General features: G+C 55.6%; 19 protein-coding genes and 1 tRNA gene. 10 read left to right on the top strand and 10 right to left on the bottom strand.

The genetic code is table 11. The annotated features are described in order from the left end of the window. Position 1 precedes the first annotated feature (1 nt). Positions 2 to 229 (bottom strand): DUF3136 domain-containing protein, encoded by a 228-nt coding sequence (locus SynPROS91_RS07920; RefSeq protein WP_186519629.1) that lies wholly within the window; start codon positions 227 to 229, stop codon positions 2 to 4. A gap of 70 nt (positions 230 to 299) precedes the next feature. Further along, complete coding sequence (locus SynPROS91_RS07915; protein WP_186515942.1) at positions 300 to 698, bottom strand: RidA family protein; 399 nt, start codon at positions 696 to 698, stop codon at positions 300 to 302. On the opposite strand from SynPROS91_RS07915, the gene SynPROS91_RS07910 reads away from it, so the two are divergent. Further along, a complete protein-coding gene (locus tag SynPROS91_RS07910) occupies positions 697 to 1,818 on the top strand; it encodes an ABC transporter ATP-binding protein (protein WP_186515941.1) in 1,122 nt (373 codons plus the stop codon). The two genes, SynPROS91_RS07915 and SynPROS91_RS07910, sit on opposite strands and share 2 nt — an antisense overlap. Before the next feature lie 5 nt (positions 1,819 to 1,823). Here SynPROS91_RS07910 and gloB read toward each other — a convergent pair whose 3' ends face one another. Beyond that, positions 1,824 to 2,588 carry a hydroxyacylglutathione hydrolase gene (gene gloB, locus SynPROS91_RS07905; protein WP_186515940.1) on the bottom strand — a complete coding sequence of 255 codons (765 nt, stop codon included), beginning with the start codon at positions 2,586 to 2,588 and terminating at the stop codon, positions 1,824 to 1,826. 29 nt (positions 2,589 to 2,617) lie between these two features. Here gloB and hisG point away from each other — a divergent pair, with 29 nt between their 5' ends. Together hisG and SynPROS91_RS07895 are read left to right on the top strand one after the other, a co-directional pair. After that, entirely contained in the window at positions 2,618 to 3,271 is a 654-nt protein-coding gene (hisG, locus tag SynPROS91_RS07900) for an ATP phosphoribosyltransferase (RefSeq protein ID WP_186515939.1), read from the top strand. Then, complete coding sequence (locus tag SynPROS91_RS07895; RefSeq protein ID WP_186515938.1) at positions 3,271 to 5,097, top strand: ABC transporter ATP-binding protein; 1,827 nt, start codon at positions 3,271 to 3,273, stop codon at positions 5,095 to 5,097. Before hisG ends, SynPROS91_RS07895 begins: the two co-directional genes overlap by 1 nt. On the opposite strand, the gene SynPROS91_RS07890 is transcribed toward SynPROS91_RS07895, so the two are convergent. Beyond that, positions 5,070 to 5,816 (bottom strand): alpha/beta fold hydrolase, encoded by a 747-nt coding sequence (locus tag SynPROS91_RS07890; protein WP_186515937.1) that lies wholly within the window; start codon positions 5,814 to 5,816, stop codon positions 5,070 to 5,072. The two genes, SynPROS91_RS07895 and SynPROS91_RS07890, sit on opposite strands and share 28 nt — an antisense overlap. 36 nt (positions 5,817 to 5,852) lie before the next feature. Between SynPROS91_RS07890 and SynPROS91_RS07885 the strand changes: the two genes are divergently transcribed. Further along, entirely contained in the window at positions 5,853 to 6,356 is a 504-nt protein-coding gene (locus tag SynPROS91_RS07885; protein WP_186515936.1) for a GNAT family N-acetyltransferase, read from the top strand. On the opposite strand, the gene SynPROS91_RS07880 is transcribed toward SynPROS91_RS07885, so the two are convergent. The 3 genes from SynPROS91_RS07880 to SynPROS91_RS07870 are packed head-to-tail and all read right to left on the bottom strand — an operon-like array spanning position 6,326 to position 8,870. Next, complete coding sequence (locus tag SynPROS91_RS07880; RefSeq protein ID WP_186515935.1) at positions 6,326 to 7,081, bottom strand: TIGR04283 family arsenosugar biosynthesis glycosyltransferase; 756 nt, start codon at positions 7,079 to 7,081, stop codon at positions 6,326 to 6,328. The genes SynPROS91_RS07885 and SynPROS91_RS07880 overlap by 31 nt on opposite strands. Further along, a complete protein-coding gene (locus SynPROS91_RS07875) occupies positions 7,078 to 7,716 on the bottom strand; it encodes a TIGR04282 family arsenosugar biosynthesis glycosyltransferase (RefSeq protein ID WP_186515934.1) in 639 nt (212 codons plus the stop codon). Before SynPROS91_RS07875 ends, SynPROS91_RS07880 begins: the two co-directional genes overlap by 4 nt. Continuing rightward, positions 7,713 to 8,870, bottom strand: coding sequence for a trypsin-like peptidase domain-containing protein (locus SynPROS91_RS07870; protein WP_186515933.1), 1,158 nt, complete (start codon positions 8,868 to 8,870; stop codon positions 7,713 to 7,715). Before SynPROS91_RS07870 ends, SynPROS91_RS07875 begins: the two co-directional genes overlap by 4 nt. 86 nt (positions 8,871 to 8,956) lie before the next feature. On the opposite strand from SynPROS91_RS07870, the gene dnaA reads away from it, so the two are divergent. Further along, entirely contained in the window at positions 8,957 to 10,354 is a 1,398-nt protein-coding gene (gene dnaA, locus SynPROS91_RS07865; RefSeq protein ID WP_186515932.1) for a chromosomal replication initiator protein DnaA, read from the top strand. Here dnaA and SynPROS91_RS07860 read toward each other — a convergent pair. Beyond that, positions 10,351 to 11,019 carry a ParB-like protein gene (locus SynPROS91_RS07860; protein WP_370586801.1) on the bottom strand — a complete coding sequence of 223 codons (669 nt, stop codon included), beginning with the start codon at positions 11,017 to 11,019 and terminating at the stop codon, positions 10,351 to 10,353. The two genes, dnaA and SynPROS91_RS07860, sit on opposite strands and share 4 nt — an antisense overlap. A 134-nt stretch (positions 11,020 to 11,153) precedes the next feature. On the opposite strand from SynPROS91_RS07860, the gene gorA reads away from it, so the two are divergent. Then, positions 11,154 to 12,515, top strand: coding sequence for a glutathione-disulfide reductase (gorA, locus tag SynPROS91_RS07855; protein ID WP_186515931.1), 1,362 nt, complete (start codon positions 11,154 to 11,156; stop codon positions 12,513 to 12,515). Between the two features lie 41 nt (positions 12,516 to 12,556). Here the strand turns inward: gorA and SynPROS91_RS07850 are convergent, their stop codons facing one another. Further along, positions 12,557 to 13,654, bottom strand: a complete 1,098-nt coding sequence (locus SynPROS91_RS07850; RefSeq protein WP_186515930.1) for a calcium/sodium antiporter — start codon at positions 13,652 to 13,654, stop codon at positions 12,557 to 12,559. Positions 13,655 to 13,751: 97 nt separating this feature from the next. On the opposite strand from SynPROS91_RS07850, the gene SynPROS91_RS07845 reads away from it, so the two are divergent. Both SynPROS91_RS07845 and pyrC read left to right on the top strand, forming a co-directional pair. Continuing rightward, complete coding sequence (locus SynPROS91_RS07845; protein ID WP_186515929.1) at positions 13,752 to 15,428, top strand: SulP family inorganic anion transporter; 1,677 nt, start codon at positions 13,752 to 13,754, stop codon at positions 15,426 to 15,428. Beyond that, positions 15,429 to 16,511, top strand: coding sequence for a dihydroorotase (gene pyrC, locus SynPROS91_RS07840; protein WP_186515928.1), 1,083 nt, complete (start codon positions 15,429 to 15,431; stop codon positions 16,509 to 16,511). A 134-nt stretch (positions 16,512 to 16,645) separates the two neighbouring features. Here the strand turns inward: pyrC and SynPROS91_RS07835 are convergent. Beyond that, a tRNA-Leu gene (locus SynPROS91_RS07835) sits at positions 16,646 to 16,731 on the bottom strand. Between the two features lie 54 nt (positions 16,732 to 16,785). On the opposite strand from SynPROS91_RS07835, the gene SynPROS91_RS07830 reads away from it, so the two are divergent. Both SynPROS91_RS07830 and SynPROS91_RS07825 read left to right on the top strand, forming a co-directional pair. Further along, the gene (locus tag SynPROS91_RS07830) at positions 16,786 to 17,037 is read left to right on the top strand and encodes an NAD(P)H-quinone oxidoreductase subunit L (protein WP_186515927.1); all 252 of its coding nucleotides are present in this window, start codon (positions 16,786 to 16,788) and stop codon (positions 17,035 to 17,037) included. A 3-nt stretch (positions 17,038 to 17,040) separates the two neighbouring features. After that, entirely contained in the window at positions 17,041 to 17,388 is a 348-nt protein-coding gene (locus SynPROS91_RS07825; protein ID WP_186515926.1) for a DUF3007 family protein, read from the top strand. The last annotated feature ends 9 nt before the right edge of the window (positions 17,389 to 17,397 follow it).

Raw genomic sequence — 17,397 nt, 5'->3', positions numbered from 1 at the left:
GTCATAAGTGCTTGGGTTGATCCAGATCTCTCTTAATTAATGCAAGCAAATAGGACGGTGCTTTGTAGCGACCTGGAAGGCAGCGATTCAATGTTTCCAGGTGTCCCCAGCACACGGTTCGTTCAATGTCCTTGATGCTTCGACCTTCTTTGAGAAGTCTGCGTAACGCTTTGCAGTACAGGGGGTAGCCCGCTTCGAGTTCGCCAATGGTCAGCTTGGCTTGGGCCATAGGTTCTCTCAGCATCGTCTCAACCTAAGAAACCGCGGGCCCCCCCTCTGGAGGGGGACCCATTCCATCCTTAGTTGAGCCAGGCAATGCAATCAATTTCTACCTTTGAACCTTTGGGCAAGGCTGCAACCTGAACGCAAGCTCTGGCAGGGCTAACTCCCTCACCAAACATCTCGGCATAGATGGCATTCACGGCTTGAAAGTCACCGAGATCCACGAGGAACACGGTGGTGCGCACGACTTTTGAGGGGTCGGTGCCAGCCTCTTGGAGAACAGCCTTTAAGTTGCGCAGCACTTGTCGGGTCTCAGCCTCCACATTTCCTTCCCCCACCATCGTTCCAGTCGCAGGATCAAGCGGAATTTGTCCGGAGCAATACAGCCAACCACCGGCGATCACAGCCTGGTTGTATGGCCCCACCGGAGCTGGTGCCTCTTGGGTGATCACAGCCTTAAGTGGGGTGGATGACATGGTCACGGCTCAGAATGAAACATCATTTTCGCGTTCCGTGTTGATGGAGTCGTGGCCGGTTGAGCTTGATGGTCTCTGGCACCGCTACGGCGGCCCAGATGAAGCTTGGACTTTGAAAGACATCAATCTTCAGCTGAAGACGGGCGAGCTTGTGGGTTTGCTTGGGCCATCCGGCTGCGGAAAAACCACGCTTTTGCGCTTAATTGCTGGTTTTGAACATCCCAGCCAGGGCGTTGTTCGACTGCATGGCAATGACGTCGCGTCGTCGAGCTTGCGCCTTGCTCCTGAGCGCCGCGGCGTGGGCATGGTCTTTCAGGACTATGCCCTCTTTCCCCATCTCAACGCTTGGGAGAACACATGCTTTGGACTTCGTCGCGGACAGGACACCAGCCGCGCGTCTTGGCTGCTCGAACTTTTGGGACTGACAGAACTGAAGGGACGCTACCCGCATGAATTGTCGGGGGGGCAACGACAGCGTTTGGCTCTCGCAAGGGCTCTCGCGCCGGCACCTTCTGTTTTGTTGTTGGACGAACCCTTCTCCAATCTTGATGTTGAAGTGCGTTTGCGGTTGCGCAGTGAGCTACCCGGAGTGCTTAGTGCTTGTGGGGCCAGCGGTTTGCTGGTGACCCACGACCCGGAGGAGGCTCTTGCCATCTGCGGGCGGGTTGCAATCCTGCGCGACGGTCAGCTTCATCAATGCGCTACGCCCCGTGAGCTCGTGGAGGTCCCGGCAACGCCCTTTGTGGGGCGGTTTGTGCTTCAACGCAATGTGCTCCCTATTTGGAGGGACGGATCGACGTCGTTGTTGCGATGTTTGCTTGGTGATCTGGAGATTCCAGAAGGGCAGCGGTCGATGGTGCTTCCAGATGACGCCACAGTGTTAGTTGATCCAGCATTGATCGATTTGGAACCCGATCCTGCAGGTGATGCCTATGTGATGGGGCGGGAATTTTTGGGTCGCTCCTGGCTCTATCGCATTCAGATCGGAGATCAGCAGTTGCGTCTGATCAGGCCTCTTGCTGAAGACCATGAGAGGGGATTGCGCTGCAGGCTTTCTTTGCAGCAAAACAGTGAGGTTCTGCTCCATCCTCAATGCCTATCGCTTCAAGTCTTGAATTGATGTGATCAGCCTTTCCAGTGATCTTTGTGTTGACGCAGACGGCCCAATTGTTCGGAGCTGGTAGCCCGTAAAAACAAATTGGAGCGCCACTCCTCGGCAATGCTGCTGGGAAGGGTCAGGGAACCTGACCGCCGTTTTGCCTGAACCTCCTGCAGTCGGTTTGTGATGAGGGCGTCGTCAGGCACCTGTTGCGCGGCCCAGCGAAGATTTCCCTCGGTGTATTCGTGAGCGCAGCAAACCAGGGTCTCTGGCGGCAGTGATCCCAGCCTTTGCAGGGCGCGGTGCATGTCTGCAGGTGTTCCCTCAAAAAGTCGTCCACATCCGCCGCTGAACATGGTGTCGCCGCAGAACAACACACTGGTGAGAGAGCTTGAGGCCGCTCCCTGTGGCAACCAGTAAGCAATGTGAGCTCGTGTATGGGCACGCACATCCAGAACCCTCACGGGTCTGCCGAGAAGCTCAATTTCGTCGCCGTCGCGGACGGACAGCGTTTGAAATGGGATGCGCTCTTGGTCGTCTGCAGCGGCCACGACTTCAGCGGATGACCAACGTTGAAGAAGTCCAGGGGTGCCGCCGATATGGTCGGAATGGTGATGGGTCTGAAGCACTGCAACGAGCTGCAGTCCACGCCTCTCCAGCCAGTCGATGATGGGTTCAGCGACGGCAGGATCGATGACGATGGCCTGATCGCCATGCACCCAAACCCAGATGATGTTGTCGTTGAGGACAGCAACTGGGTGGATGCCATCAATCGTGGAGGCCATCGCCATCGTTAAAGTTCTGCTCAACGCTTGATTCCATGATCACTGTTGCCCTAGCCAAGGGAGCGCTTCTGAAAGATTCAGTAGCCCGCTTTGCGGCGGCCGGGCTTGACTTTTCTGCAGTTCTCGACCCCGATAACAGGCAACTGATGGTTCCATCAGCGTGTGGACGAGCCAGAGCTTTGCTCGTGAGGAACGGCGATGTTCCCGTCTACGTGGCGTATGGGCAAGCGCAGCTTGGAGTGGTTGGTTACGACGTTTTGCGGGAGCACCGGATGCCTGTCGCGCAGTTGGTGGACCTGGGCTTTGGTGGGTGCCGTATGGCAGTGGCTGTGAAGGCCAGCAGCGGATATCAACGGGCGACGGATCTTCCTCCCCATTGCCGAGTGGCAAGCAAGTTCACCCGGTGTGCGCGCGACCACTTCGATGCCATCGATTTGCCTGTGGAACTTGTCCACCTCACTGGTTCGGTGGAGCTTGGTCCGATCACCGGGATCGCTGAGGCGATTGTTGATTTGGTGGCTACGGGCAGGACGCTCCGCGATAACGGTTTAGTTGCGATCGAAGATCTGTTCCACACCACGGCTCGTCTGGTGGGTCACCCGCTGTCACTGCGCCTTGATCAAGGCGATCTGCGCCAGATCGTTGAAGCGATGCGGTCCACAACACCAGCGTCCAAGGTGGCCAGCTGATGGCTGGTTCGGATTTTCAGCGGGTCAAGCGGCTTGGCCGTTACTTGGGTCGAGATCGACGACGACTCACGCTCACGTTGGTGCTGCTCATTCCTGTTGCTCTTGCCGGCGCGATTCAACCGCTGCTGGTCGGGCAGGCGATTGCTGTTCTGCGGCGTGTCGGCGGGGCCGCCAACGAATCGGTGATTCCTCTCTTTCAGGGTCTCGACAGCACGGTTGCGATCCGACTGATCATCCTGATGTTGTTGGGATCGGTTCTGGTGCGCTTGGCTCTTCAGGGGGTCCAGTCGTTCAATATTCAAGCCGTCGGCCAGCGGCTCACCGCTCGAATCCGCAAGGATTTGTTTGCCCACGCGATCAATTTGTCTCTGCGGTTTCATGACCGCATGCCCGTGGGCAAGCTCCTGACTCGCCTCACTAGCGATGTGGATGCACTGGCTGAGGTGTTTGGAAGCGGTGCCGTTGGTGTGCTCGGTGATCTCGTCAGCCTGCTGGTCATTGCAGTTTCGATGCTGTTGATCGAGTGGCGTTTGGGTTTGTTGTTGCTGGTGACTCAAGTGCCGGTAACCCTTGTGATTATTTGGCTTCAGAGGCGCTATCGCAAAGCCAACTATCGAGTGAGAGAGGAGCTTTCTCAACTCAATGCTGATTTTCAGGAGAACCTCCAGGGCCTTGAGGTTGTTCAGATGTTTCGCCGTGAAACCGTCAATGGAGATCGGTTTCAGAGAACCGGTTTGGCGTATCGAAGTGCAGTGAACGGCACGATCTTTTTTGACAGCAGTATCTCTGCCTTTTTGGAGTGGGTGTCTTTAGGCGCCGTTGCCCTGGTTCTTGCTCTCGGTGGCTGGATGGTGATGGCAGGAGCGATGGGACTTGGAACGCTCACAACCTTCATCCTCTACTCACAGCGCCTGTTTGACCCTCTGCGCCAAATGGCTGAGCGGTTTACGCAGATCCAGGGAGGACTCACCGCCGTGGAACGGATCGGAGAGCTTCTGGAGGAACCTCTCGAGATTGTTGACCATGGAGCCACGCTTGGTTCCACGGTTGGTTCGACGGTTCTCCAGAACGCTTCATCTTCACAACCCCGAGGTGAAGTGATCTTTGACGAGGTGGACTTTGCCTACCGAAAAGATGAACCGATTCTTCGCGATCTCAGTTTTCGGATCGCACCTGGTGAGCATGTTGCACTTGTGGGACCCACCGGATCTGGCAAGACCACGGTGATTCGGCTGCTTTGTCGGTTGTATGAGCCCCAGCGGGGACGAATCCTCCTTGATGGCCAAGACATCCGCAGCTTGCCTTTGCAAGAGCTGCGACGACAGCTGGGCGTGGTGCTTCAAGACACCTTTCTCTTCAGTGGAACAGTGGCTGACAACTTGCGTTTGGATCGGCCCCTCGATGACCAGAAACTGCAGGAGGTTTGCCGTGATCTCGGCCTTGATCCCCTGTTAGGTCGACTGCCCGAAGGCTTGGACACGGAATTGAGAGAGCGGGGAGGGAATCTCAGCTCTGGGGAAAGGCAGCTGCTTGCCGTGGCCAGGGTGGCGATTCGAAATCCAACGGTCCTGGTGATGGATGAAGCCACTGCATTTATGGACCCTTCCACGGAAGCCACATTGCAGCGGGACTTAGATCGTCTCCTCAACCGCCGCACCGCAGTGGTGATTGCCCACCGTCTAGCCACTGTTGAGGCTGCTGATCGGATTTTGGTGCTTCGCCGAGGGAGACTGATCGAGGAGGGCACCCATCTTCAGTTGCGTGCCAGTGGCGGCTTGTACGCCGAACTTGCCGATCTTCAGGAACGAGGACTCGCCAGGCTTTGATCGATGAGCCAATTCTGGATGGTTTGTGCCAATAGGTCGGGATGGCTCTGCATGGCCAGATGTCCGCACTGTGGGAGTTCTTTCAGGCAGTGTTTGTCGCTGTATTCGGCAAGGTGTTGCACATAGCCGGGTTCCATCACGCGGTCCTGTTCACCGCTAATCCATAGGTTTTCTGCCTTCAAACCTGCCACCAGGTTTGGTATCTGTTTGACAGCCCCTCGGGTCGTGCTGTTCACCAGAAGCCCAAGTGCTGCACGCTGTTCAGCTTGAAATGGCCCCAACTTTCCGATGGGCCCTGGAAGTGGTGTAGGACGCAGTTTCAGAATCAATTGCCCCCCAAACCTGAGTCGTCGAAACGGTCTGGGTTGGTAGATCCCACCTCCGGCCGCCAACATCACAAGGCCCGAGAGCGGCTGATCCCACTGTCGACGCAGACAATCTTCTGCATGTAGGGCGATGCTTCCTCCCAGGGAGTGCCCCATCAACACCACTTGGCGACCCTTGGCTTGAGCGTGAATGTGCTCGGCAAGCCACTTCCCGTAGGACGCCAAGGTTGGTCGAAGCTGGGTGGGGCGAGACTCCAGTCCAAATCCTGGTAAATCAGGACACCACAAAGGAATGGAGGGGGCTAAGCGGGTCCAGCTTTGTTCAAACGGTGCCCAGACCTTTCGGCTGAGCATCCAACCGTGTACGGCGATCAGCAGCAGATCAGAGGTCATCGGTGCGTCAGGATTAAGGCATCGTCGCAGGACAGGGTGACTAGCACTTCCTCTCTCACCCCACAGATTTTGGTTCATTCCTATGGGAAAGAGGCTCGGATCTGTGAAACATCTAATACCCAGCTCATCCTGGTGATTAGCCAGTCTCGTCCGATGGATTTAGTTGAGCTGGAACAGCTTTTAGAGGCTGTGGGCTGGAGTCGCAGGCCGGTTCGGCGCGTTCGTAAGGCCCTCGACAACAGCTTGCTCAGAGTGGGGTTATGGCGCCATGACCCACGCATTCCACGCTTGGTGGGTTTTGCACGCTGCACTGGAGATGGAGTTCTTGAAGCCACGATTTGGGATGTGGCCGTTCACCCCCTGTATCAAGGCGCTGGGCTTGGGCGTCAGTTGATGGATTACATCCTCGATGCTCTGAAAGAGATGGGAACAGAGCGCGCCACGCTCTTCGCCGATCCCGGGGTGCTGCCCTTTTATGACCGTCTTGGCTGGGACTTAGAGCCCAATGGTCATCGTTGTGGCTTTTGGTATTCCAATTGAATTGTTGAAAAGGGCTTTCCGTAGTAGTCCGCTGCCAAGCGTGCTGGAGATTCCCCACATCGCCAGCGATGTCGCAATCTGGCGTTCTCAAGGCTGCGGCGCAGCACGCCCCCCCGCTGCCAGCGACGGCCATCGGTGGTGATCGCCAGGCCAAGGGCATGAAGGCGTGTGAGTTGCCCGAGTCGTTGCACGAGGTCGAGATCCTCCATTAATGGCAAGGGTGCATAGCCACCACTGCGCTCATAGAGGGACCGATGGAGCAGGAGTCCCTGATCTCCGTAGGGTTGTTGGCACCAGCGGCTACGAAGAGCGATCACCCCTTCCAACAGACGTCGGGCTGGAGTGCTGGGCTGAATGCGCAAGTCAAAAAACCATGCGAATCGTTGCGCATCAGGATGCTGAATCCGACGCAGCACGCTGCTTCCCCAGTGGCTTTGCAGACGGCTATCGGCATGGAGAAAAAGAAGCCATTCGCCTTGGGTTTGCTGGATGGAGTGCTGGGCACCTGCAGCAAGTTGCCTACCCCGCCCAGGTGGTTGCTTCGTGATGAAGCGACCACCAGCGAGAGCGCTGATGCGATGGCTGTGATCGTTGCTGCCACCATCCACAACCGTGATCTCGATCGGGAGAGGCCAGCGCTGCAGGTCGGCGAGGAGAAGCGGAAGACGCTCCGCCTCATTCAGGCAGGGAATCACCACGCTGAGCATGGGGGTGTCAGCGCTCATCGCTGCCATGAACGGAGATCAGCAAGACAATCAATGTCGTTTTTCCTGCTGAGCTGATGGGGGGTGAGCCCCAGCACGCGAGCGCGAGCGCAAGTGATGTCAAAGACCTTGTTGCTTCCCCATGGCACGGCATCAAACAGTGCATCGAGCTGATTCTGCGTTAAGGAAGGACCCAGCCCCAATAACCAATACCCACCGTCTGAGGAGGGGCCAAGCACCAAGGGTTGGTGTTGCAGGCTTTGGATCGCGTGGCGCAGATCGTTTTGGCAAAGATCGGCAAGATCGGTTCCGATCACGATCACAGGCATGTTGCGCTGCCTCAAGCGCGCACGATGAATCTGGCGGAGCATGCGAGCCCCAAGCGATCCCCGCCCCTGATCCACGAGGGTGCAGGGCGGTAAGGCGATCAGCGAACGTTGGGCTGAGCGCAGAGTCACTCCGCTTATCGCCACCTGTACTTCCACGTCACCCTGCTCGTTGAGTGCTTCAGCAACAGCAAAGGTATGGGCGGTGAGGCGTTGCTGAATGATGGCCGCCTGCTCGCTTCCGATGTCGACGGCCAGGCGACTCTTGCAGCGACCGCTAGCTGGCCAGCGAGCCATCACAACGAGTGTTGGGATGGGTGATTCACTCATCTTTGGCGTGGTAGCTCCTCTGGTATGACATCCAGGGTTTGCTGTTCTCCAGCTCGTTCCACAATCAGCGGCATCACCTGACCCACCTGTCCTCGGTCAACGGTCAGCTGCACTTCAGAGGGGTCGTTGACGGCGGAGCCATTCACGTTGCGGATCAAGTCACAAGGCTGAATACCAGCCTTGTCTGCGGGGCTGTCCTCCACCACTTCAATCACGAGCACGCCGTTGAGCTCGGGCACGGTGCAAAGCTTGCTCGTAGCGTTGATTTCCTTGGCCAACTGGGGCGTCAGGCTCTGCAGTCGTACGCCAATAAAGGGGTGGGAGGCCTGACCAGTGCTGATGATTTGTTGGGCAATGCGCTTGGCCAAGTTGATCGGGATGGCAAAACTCAGTCCTGCGCCAGGTGCCTGGCGAATCGCTGTGTTGATGCCGATCACTTGACCGGCGGCGTTAATGAGGGGACCACCGCTGTTTCCTGGATTCACAGCAGCGTCGGTTTGGATGTAGGGGACACGCTGACCTTCACCTACGGCATTGGTTCGATCCACAGCGCTGATGATGCCGGCGGTGACCGTGTTATTGAGCCCAAGCGGATTGCCGATCGCAATGGCCCATTCACCGGGTTTCAAGTCGTTTGAGTTTCCAAGGGGTGCGACGGGTAACTTTTCAGCGACCACTCGCACCACGGCTACATCCGTCAAAGGGTCGCCGCCAAGAACGCGTCCACTGAAGCTGCGACCGTCGGGCAAGGTAATGGCCACTTTGTCTGCGCCTTCCACCACGTGCGCGTTCGTGAAGATCAGGCCGTCAGAGCGTGTAATGAATCCTGAACCTTGACCGGCTTGTTTTTGGGTGGTTGGCCCACTTCCAAACAGGTTGCCCAGTGGATTTGATACTCGTTTCACGGTGTCGATGCGTACGACCGACGGACCAACCCTTTCAACGGCTTGAACGATGACGTTGCGGCCGGGTTGCAGAGGGGCCGAACGAGGCCCATCACTCACTTCGGGCAGGGTTGCGGGTGCCTTTGCTTCTGGCTCTAAACCAAGACGTTGCCTCAAAGACGCTCCACACCCTCCCATGGTCAAGCTGACTAATCCGATCCCGATCCAGGGCAGGGATCGTGCCAGGTTGCGTGAAACGGCAGCTGCCATGCACGGAAACGTGTTGAAACTGGTCTCATTAAAGACGGGTTACTTGGCATAAGGCGCGTAGATTCGGCATTCGCAGAAGGTGAGATGTGGTGCTGACGGGCAGTGAGCTCTGGAACAAGGTGCAGCACGCTCTTCAGAGCAACCTCAGCAAGCCCACCTTTGAAACGTGGATTCGTCCTGCGCGGTGTAGCTCCTTCCAGGATCGAAGGCTCACCCTGCAGGCTCCCAATCGATTCGCCAGCAATTGGCTGCGCAAGAACTACGTCAGCACCATTGCTGAAGTGGCGCAGGAGATCACTGGTCATCCGATCGAGGTGATCGTGCTCGCTCAAGACGATGAAGAGCCGGCGGCTGGGTCGGCTCCCGAGGTGCGGGTGTCGCCTTCCAGCCAGCAGGCGTTGGCCTCAACGGGGGCTGCATTGGCTGCCCCGTCGAGCAGTGCTCCTCGGCGGCTCCCCGGCTTGAACATGCGCTATGTGTTCAATCGTTTTGTGGTGGGACCTAATAGCCGGATGGCGCATGCGGCTGCTTTGGCAGTAGCCGAGGCCCCAGGTCGTGAATTCAATCCGCTTTTCATCTGTGGAGGAGTGGGCCTAGGGAAAACCCATCTCATGCAGGCGATCGGGCACTACCGCCTGGAGATTGATCCTGAAGCGCGCGTGTTTTATGTGTCGACTGAAACGTTTACCAATGATCTGATCACTGCCATTCGTAAGGACGGCATGCAGGCTTTTAGAGACCGTTATCGGGCTGCGGATCTCATCTTGATTGATGACATTCAATTCATCGAAGGGAAGGAATACACCCAGGAAGAGTTTTTTCATACCTTCAACGCTTTGCACGATGCAGGGCGACAGATCGTGATAGCGAGTGATAGGCCACCCAGCCAAATCCCTCGGCTTCAGGAGCGCTTAATCTCTCGCTTCTCGATGGGATTAATCGCGGATATCCAGGCCCCTGATCTGGAAACTCGAATGGCGATTCTTCAGAAAAAAGCTGAGCAAGAACGCGTTGCTCTCCCTCGGGATCTAATCCAATACATTTCTGGCCGCTTCACCTCCAACATTCGCGAGCTAGAGGGAGCGCTTACTCGGGCTGTTGCGTTTTCCTCGATCACAGGAATCCCAATGACCGTTGAATCGGTGGCGCCGATGCTCGATCCCAGCGGCCAGGGTGTTGACGTCACACCGCAGCAAGTGATTGAAAAGGTCTCTGAGGTGTTCGACGTCACGGCGGATGATATGCGAAGCAGCAGCCGGCGTCGGGCGGTGAGTCAGGCGCGTCAGGTGGGGATGTTCTTGATGCGGAAAGGCACAGATTTGAGCTTGCCGAGAATCGGCGACACCTTTGGAGGTAAGGATCACACCACTGTGATTTATGCCATTGAACAAGTGGAAAAGAAGTTGGCGACAGACCCTCAACTCGCTAGTCAGGTTCAAAGGGTGAAGGATCTGTTGCAAATTGACTCTCGCCGTCGGCGTTAGGCATCAACGCCTTTCCATCCGGCTAGGTGGGATGCAGCTGATGAGCGAGCCAGTCTGCGCGCTGCAGGCAGAGCTGGATCCAAATGTTTTGAGCTGAACGGAGGCATGGGCCGAGTTCGCAACCAGAGCCCCCAACGGAACTCGTGATAAGGAATTAAGGGCTGTGGCTTGATCACTCCCTCCTGCTTCAGTTTCCAAACCAGGCTGCGGTAAGGATCATCCTGGAGGCCAAGCAATGTGGCGGGAAGGTCTTTCGCTGGCCATGGGCCATTGCCTCTGCCGTCGTGAAGGTAGAGCCACCCCTTGTTGTGTAGGGCTTGGAGCGCCTCCTCCCTGGTGTTACTCGTTAGCTCGTCGATCACATAGCCATACGTCGTGATCGTTGGAACCATTTCGAACAAGGCTCGGAGGCGGTGATGACGATCCACCATCCAAAGCTGTCCAAGCTGATTACGTACCAAAGGAACTGGCTTGCGATTGAGATACCGACGTCGTTCTTCGGGACTTTCCTCACGGAAATCGCGTTGCCGGTTCCATACCTCAGCCATCCCCACACACATCTGTGTGGGTTGCAGTTCAGCAACGGCCACCTCAAAAAGCTTGAACCCTTTGGTGTGATCTGGTATTCGGGCGTATTCAGGAAGATGCAGAGGGCAGATCTCAATGCTGCATTCATCCACTATGCCGAGATTGTGTTGTGAATTGACTTGCTGATCACTCCTGAGCTGACTTGGCTCTGCTTGTTGGTGTGTTCGTGTACCGAAGGCTGCGGGCAAGATGTGAGAAAACAGTGAACTCCATGGAACAAAGCTTTGATCTTGTGGTCCTGGGTGCTGGGTCTGGAGGTTTGGCTGCAGCCAAACGTGCTGTCCGTTATGGAGCCAAGGTGGCGATTGTGGAGGGAGATCGCGTGGGCGGTACCTGCGTGATTCGTGGTTGCGTGCCGAAAAAGCTGCTTGTGTACGGCTCTCTTCTTTCAGAACAACTCGAGGGTGCGTCCAGTTATGGCGTGAGTGTTGAGGGGGCAACGTTTGATACGTCTGTGCTTTTGCGCAATGTTCGGCATGAGGTGGATCGCTTAAATGCACTTCACATCGAGTTTTTAGCCAAAGCTGGTGTGGAGCTGATCACAGGTTGGGGGCGTTTTCTTGACCCTCATCGCATTGGTGTGTCCAGGGCGCGCGAGGGCGAGATCGATCAGGTGCTGCAGGCCAAGCGGGTGATGATTTCAGTGGGTGGGCGCCCTTTTCGGCCGAATGTTCCAGGGGCTGAGCTTGCTTGGGTCAGCGATGACATGTTTTTGCAGGAGCGTTTTCCGGACCAAGTTGTGGTTGTGGGAGCTGGATTCATTGCTTGTGAATTTGCTGGCATCCTGCGAGGCCTTGGTGTTGGGGTGACCCAATTGGTGCGTGGCGAACAGCTTTTGCGAGGGTTTGATCGCGAACTTTCAGGAGTGGTGCAGGAGGGTATGCAGGACAAGGGCATCGACCTGCGCTTTGGACAAGGCCTTGCTGCGATTGAGGGTCAATCAAACGATTTAACTGTCGTGACCAAGAGCGGGGATCGTCTGCCCTGTGGCGGGGTCCTGTTGGCGACGGGGCGTCAACCATTTCTTTCAGGCCTGGGTCTCGAAGCTGCTGGCGTGGCGGTCGAGGGGCATCGGATCCCAGTTGATGCCGATCAAGTCACCAATCTTCCCCATGTTTTTGCGGTCGGAGACGTGACGGATCGCATTTGCTTGACCCCCGTCGCCGTGGATGAGGGGCGTGCCTTTGCAGATAGTGTTTTTGGAAGGACTCCTCGGCAGGTGAATCACAACTTGGTGGCAAGTGCTGTGTTCAGTCAGCCGGAGCTAGCCACAGTTGGCTTATCGGAGGAGGAGGCGATCGCCAAGCTCGGTGCGGATCAGGTTGTGGTTCATCGCGCGCGTTTTCGCTCCATGGCTCAGGCTTTGCCTAAACACGGTCCCCGTTGCTTGTTGAAGCTGGTCTTGGAGGTGAGCAGCGGGAAGGTGCTCGGATGTCACATGGTTGGCGAGCATGCGGCAGAAATTATCCAGATGGCTGCTATCGCCGTGGGGATGGGGGCGACCAAGGCCGATTTCGATCGCACGATGGCCTTGCACCCCACGGTTTCAGAGGAGTTTGTGACGATGGCCTGATCCCTCCATTAAGCAAGAGAACTAGAAGTCCTTGTTGTGCTTTATGCGCCCTTTCGTTTGAGCTGTCTCCAGTAGCGAGCTGCTTGCACCGTGATGAGCACAACAACGGCTGGCAGCACAACGCAAACCATGATGAGACGGAATTCGTCTGACCAAGACGACAGCCCAGTGCGGGGAAGAACGTTGTCAGTGATGTACAGAACGTATAAAGCCACCAGCAAGCCACCCTCAAGTCTGCTGATTCGACCTTTGGTCCAGAAGATTGGCAGGCAAGCCAGGCTGGTCAGAATCATCACAGGCATGTCGTCATGGATTAAATCCGGCGTGACATTCAGACCTCTTGCTCCTGCCGCCAAGGCACCCCCAGCAAGGACGAGAAGAAGATTTAAGAGACAGCTACCCACAACGTTGCCGATGGCGAGATCGGTTCTCCCTCGCAATGCGGCGACCAGCGAGGTAATTAACTCAGGCATGGAGGTGCCAGCCGAAACAATCGTGAGTCCGATCACTGCCTCACTCACACCGAGGTTTAAGGCAACGGCGCTGGCTCCTTTAACAAGAAGTTGGGCGCCGAAGCCAAGAACAACGATGCCAACCAACAGTCGAATCGTTGCTTTGATCCAGCCCTGTTTGGCGGTTCCCAAGTCGATCTCTGGTTCGGCAGGCTCCATCTCCTCTGGTTCCTCCCGTGCGGTTCGGATTTCCCAGACGGTGTTGATGACAAGAGCCAGCAACAGAGCAACACCTGATTGCCAGGTCACGCGTCCCGCAGATGCCATCCCCCAAGCAGCAGCCGACACGGCGAGCAGAAGGGGGACATCCCTTCTCACTAAGCGGCTTTCCACTCTCAGGGGAAGAACGAGGGCGCTGCAGCCGAGCACGACCAACACATTGAAAATGTTGCTTCCCACCACGTTGCTGACGGCGAGCGCATCAGCCCCTTTCAACACCGAACTGATGCTTACAAAAAATTCTGGCGCGCTGGTGCCAAGCGAAACCACTGTCAGGCCAATCACCAGCTGAGGGACGCCGAGGATGACGGCGAGAATTACCGCACCTTCTACGAATAACTCTCCACCTCCAAAGAGGAGTCCGATTCCCACCAAGAGTTCGAGGGTAGAGATCAGAAAGTCAGGCATCGACTCCGTGCTGTTTAGAGACCATTTTCCTTGCCAGCCTCAACGGACTTCTCTGTGAAGAGGCTTAGCATCATTCAACTTCAAGGACGAGACTCTGGTGCTCCTGAATCACATCAGCACCCGCAACATCCGGGGTGATGCCTTTGGTGGGCTAACCGCAGCTGTGGTTGCACTTCCAATGGCGCTGGCTTTTGGAGTGGCTTCTGGTGCTGGTGCGGCAGCAGGGCTGTGGGGTGCTGTGATTATTGGCCTGGTGGCGGCACTGTTTGGCGGGACATCCACGCTGATCTCTGAGCCCACTGGTCCGATGACGGTGGTGTTCACTGCGGTGATTCTCAATTTCACCAGCCAAATCCCAGACCGAGCGACAGCGTTGGCTCTGGCTTTCATGGTGGTAATGCTCGCAGGCCTTTTCCAAATCCTGTTTGGGCTGTGTCGATTAGGCAGATACATCACGATGATGCCTTACACCGTGATTTCAGGCTTTATGTCTGGCATTGGTGTGATTCTGGTCATTCTTCAGTTGGCCCCATTTTTGGGACAGAGCAGTCCAACTGGTGGTGTGATCGGGACGCTAACCAGTCTTCCTCAATTGATTTCGGGCGCACAACCACTGGAGTTTTTATTAGCTCTGATTACCTTGCTAATCCTTTGGTTTACCCCTGAAAACTGGAAGCGTTTTTGCCCTCCCCAACTTCTCGCTCTTGTTGTGGGAACAATCCTTTCACTTACAGTATTTGCGAATGCGGGATTGAGCCGAATTCCAGAGTTTTCAGCTGATTTCCCTAGTTTTCAGCCCCCTACCTTTTCAGCAATCACCCCGGATTTGCTTCGATTAATGGTGGTGAACGGAGCTGTGTTGGGCATGCTCGGTTGCATTGATGCCCTGCTTACTTCTGTTGTGGCAGACAGTCTGACGAGGACGGAACACAATTCTAATAAAGAATTAATAGGACAGGGCTTGGGGAATTTGGTGTCTGGTTTGTTTGGTGGCTTGCCAGGCGCCGGCGCCACGATGGGAACGGTTGTCAATATTCAGGCAGGTGGCCGTTCTGCTCTTTCAGGAATTGTTAGAGCGATCATCTTGATGCTTGTCATTTTGGTGGCAGCACCTTTGGCTTCGCGCATTCCCTTAGCTGTGCTTGCAGGTATTGCTCTCAAGGTTGGATTTGACATTATCGACTGGAGTTTTTTAATGCGTGCTCATCATCTATCGATGAAGGCGGCATGCATCACCTATGGAGTGATTGGACTCACGGTTCTTGTTGATCTGATTTGGGCGGTCTTTATTGGAGTTTTTGTTGCCAATGTTTTAACGATTGAACGCATGACGGCCCTTCAGTCCAAGGGCGTGAAGACGATTAGTACGACCGATGATGATGTGACTCTTCCGCTTGTAGAACAAGCACTGCTCGATCGAGCTTCTGGGCGATTGTTGCTCTTTCAGCTCACCGGTCCAATGATTTTTGGTGTTGCTAAAACCATCAATCGTGAGCACAACGCGATTGATGCCTGTGAAGCTGTTTTGTTTGATCTCAGCGAAGTCTCTCACCTTGGAGTGACTGCCTCACTAGCGCTTGAGAATGCGATTAAGGAGGCTGTCGAGGTGGGACGTTCGGTTTATGTGGTGGTCTTGCCAGGCGCAACTCGTAAGCGTTTGGAGAAACTTAAGTTGCTAGCCCTTCTTCCTGAGAATCATGTCAGCGCAAATCGCTATGAGGTGTTGCTGAATGCAGTGAATCAATTGCCTGCGCTTCAGGAGATATCTTCTTAGATGAGCTTCGCGGATCGTCTGGTCATGCGTCGTCCGGATGACTGGCATGTCCATCTCCGAGATGGACCCATGTTGGAAGCGGTGCTGTTTGCAACGGCCAGAGTGTTTGGAAGAGCGGTTGTGATGCCGAATCTTCGCCCCCCTATTACCACCGTTGGAGCGGCTCGAAGGTATCGCAAGAGGATCGAGGACGCGCTGAGCGAGGGCTTGGTTTTTACACCGTTGATGACTGCGTATCTGACGGATGACCTTGATCCAAATGAGTTGGAGAGAGGTTTTGTTGAGGGGGTGTTTGCAGCAGCGAAGCTCTATCCAGCCAATGCAACAACCAATTCAGCGGATGGTGTGAGCGATCTGGTTTTGATTGCGCCTTTGCTGGAAAGGATGGAGGCGATCGATATGCCCTTGCTGATCCATGGAGAAGTCACCGATCCAGACGTGGATGTGTTTGATCGGGAGGCGGTTTTTATCGAACGCCATCTCATCCCTTTGCGTGAGCGTCACCCTGGATTGCGGATTGTTTTAGAGCACATCACCACAGAGCAAGCTGTGGATTACGTGGCCAATGGAGACCAACGTTTGGCGGCCACAATTACGCCCCATCACCTCCATCTCAACCGCAATGCGATGTTTGTGGGTGGCTTGAAAAGCGATTTTTACTGTCTTCCTGTAGTCAAGAGAGAATGTCACCGTCGCGCTTTGGTGAAGGCGGCGACGAGCGGCCTTCCTTGCTTCTTCCTCGGGACGGATTCAGCCCCCCATCTCCGCTCGGGTAAAGAGTCTGCTTGCGGTTGTGCCGGGATTTTCAACGCCATGCACGCCATTGAGAGCTATGCCGCTGTGTTCGAACAGGAGGGTGCTCTGGATCGCTTGGAGGCTTTTGCAAGTGAATTTGGTCCGCGCTTCTACGGTTTGCCCTTAAACACTGACACCATTGCGTTGGTGCGTCAGACGCAGATCGTGCCCCAGCAGCTCACTCTTCCTCCAGGCGGTTTAGAAGAATTGGACTCAGGAGAAGCGCCTGTTTTGTTTCATGCCGGTGAGTCTTTGGCTTGGTCTGTTGACTTGATGGATCGGGCTTAGGGAATCTGCATCAAGTTCAACACCTCTTAAGCACCTCGAAGACACATTGAATTGAATCTGGGATATCAGGCCCCCTTCTGTTTTCAGCTCGTATTTCTGGAATTTGTGATCTGTTTAGACCACGTCTTGACTGATGGGGGCGGGGGGACTTGAACCCCCACAGACATTTCTGCCCAAACGATTTTAAGTCGCGTGCGTCTACCGATTCCGCCACGCCCCCGCGTGCCATGGCTCGCTCCGACATCTTAGATTCACCCCAACCAGGTCGTCTTCTGTGTCCATCGAGAATCTCCTGTCTTCGGTCTCCTTAGACACGCTGCTTGTAATCGGTGGCTATGCCGCTTTGGGTGGCCTCTACTTAGTAGTCATGCCACTCGCACTCTTCTTTTGGATGAATTGGCGTTGGCACGTCATGGGGAAAATTGAGCGCTTCTCTGTGTATGGGCTGGTTTTCTTCTTCTTCCCAGGAATGATTGTGTTCGCACCATTCCTTAATCTCCGCCTCAGCGGTCAAGGGGAGGTTTAGTCCTTGACGCGTGCCGGTGTTCTCAAGCTTGGTCTAGGTCTTTTACTCGCTGGGGGTGTTGGTTTTTGGCTGTTTAAGGCCGCAGGATTTGAGGGGTTTTCAGCGGGAATCGCTGCTGAGGCCGTGTTGGTGGTAATTGTCGTGGGCTGGACAGGCTCCTACCTGTTCAGGGTGGTGACGGGGCAGATGACGTACATGCAGCAGCGACGCCGCTATAGAAAGGAGTACGACCAACTCACAACCGATCAGCTTCAGGCTCGTTTTGATGCTTTAAGTCCGGATGAGCAGCAAGCCCTGCTCGCCTCTCTCAATTTGGATGAGTCTGAATCGGAACAGACCACAGAACCGTAGGCTCCGTTA

It is taken from the genome of Synechococcus sp. PROS-9-1, from assembly GCF_014279775.1.
Classification (GTDB): Bacteria; Cyanobacteriota; Cyanobacteriia; order PCC-6307; family Cyanobiaceae; genus Synechococcus_C.
Note: the sequence above shows the minus strand (reverse complement) of the source record. Positions and strands in the feature narration are given on the sequence as shown.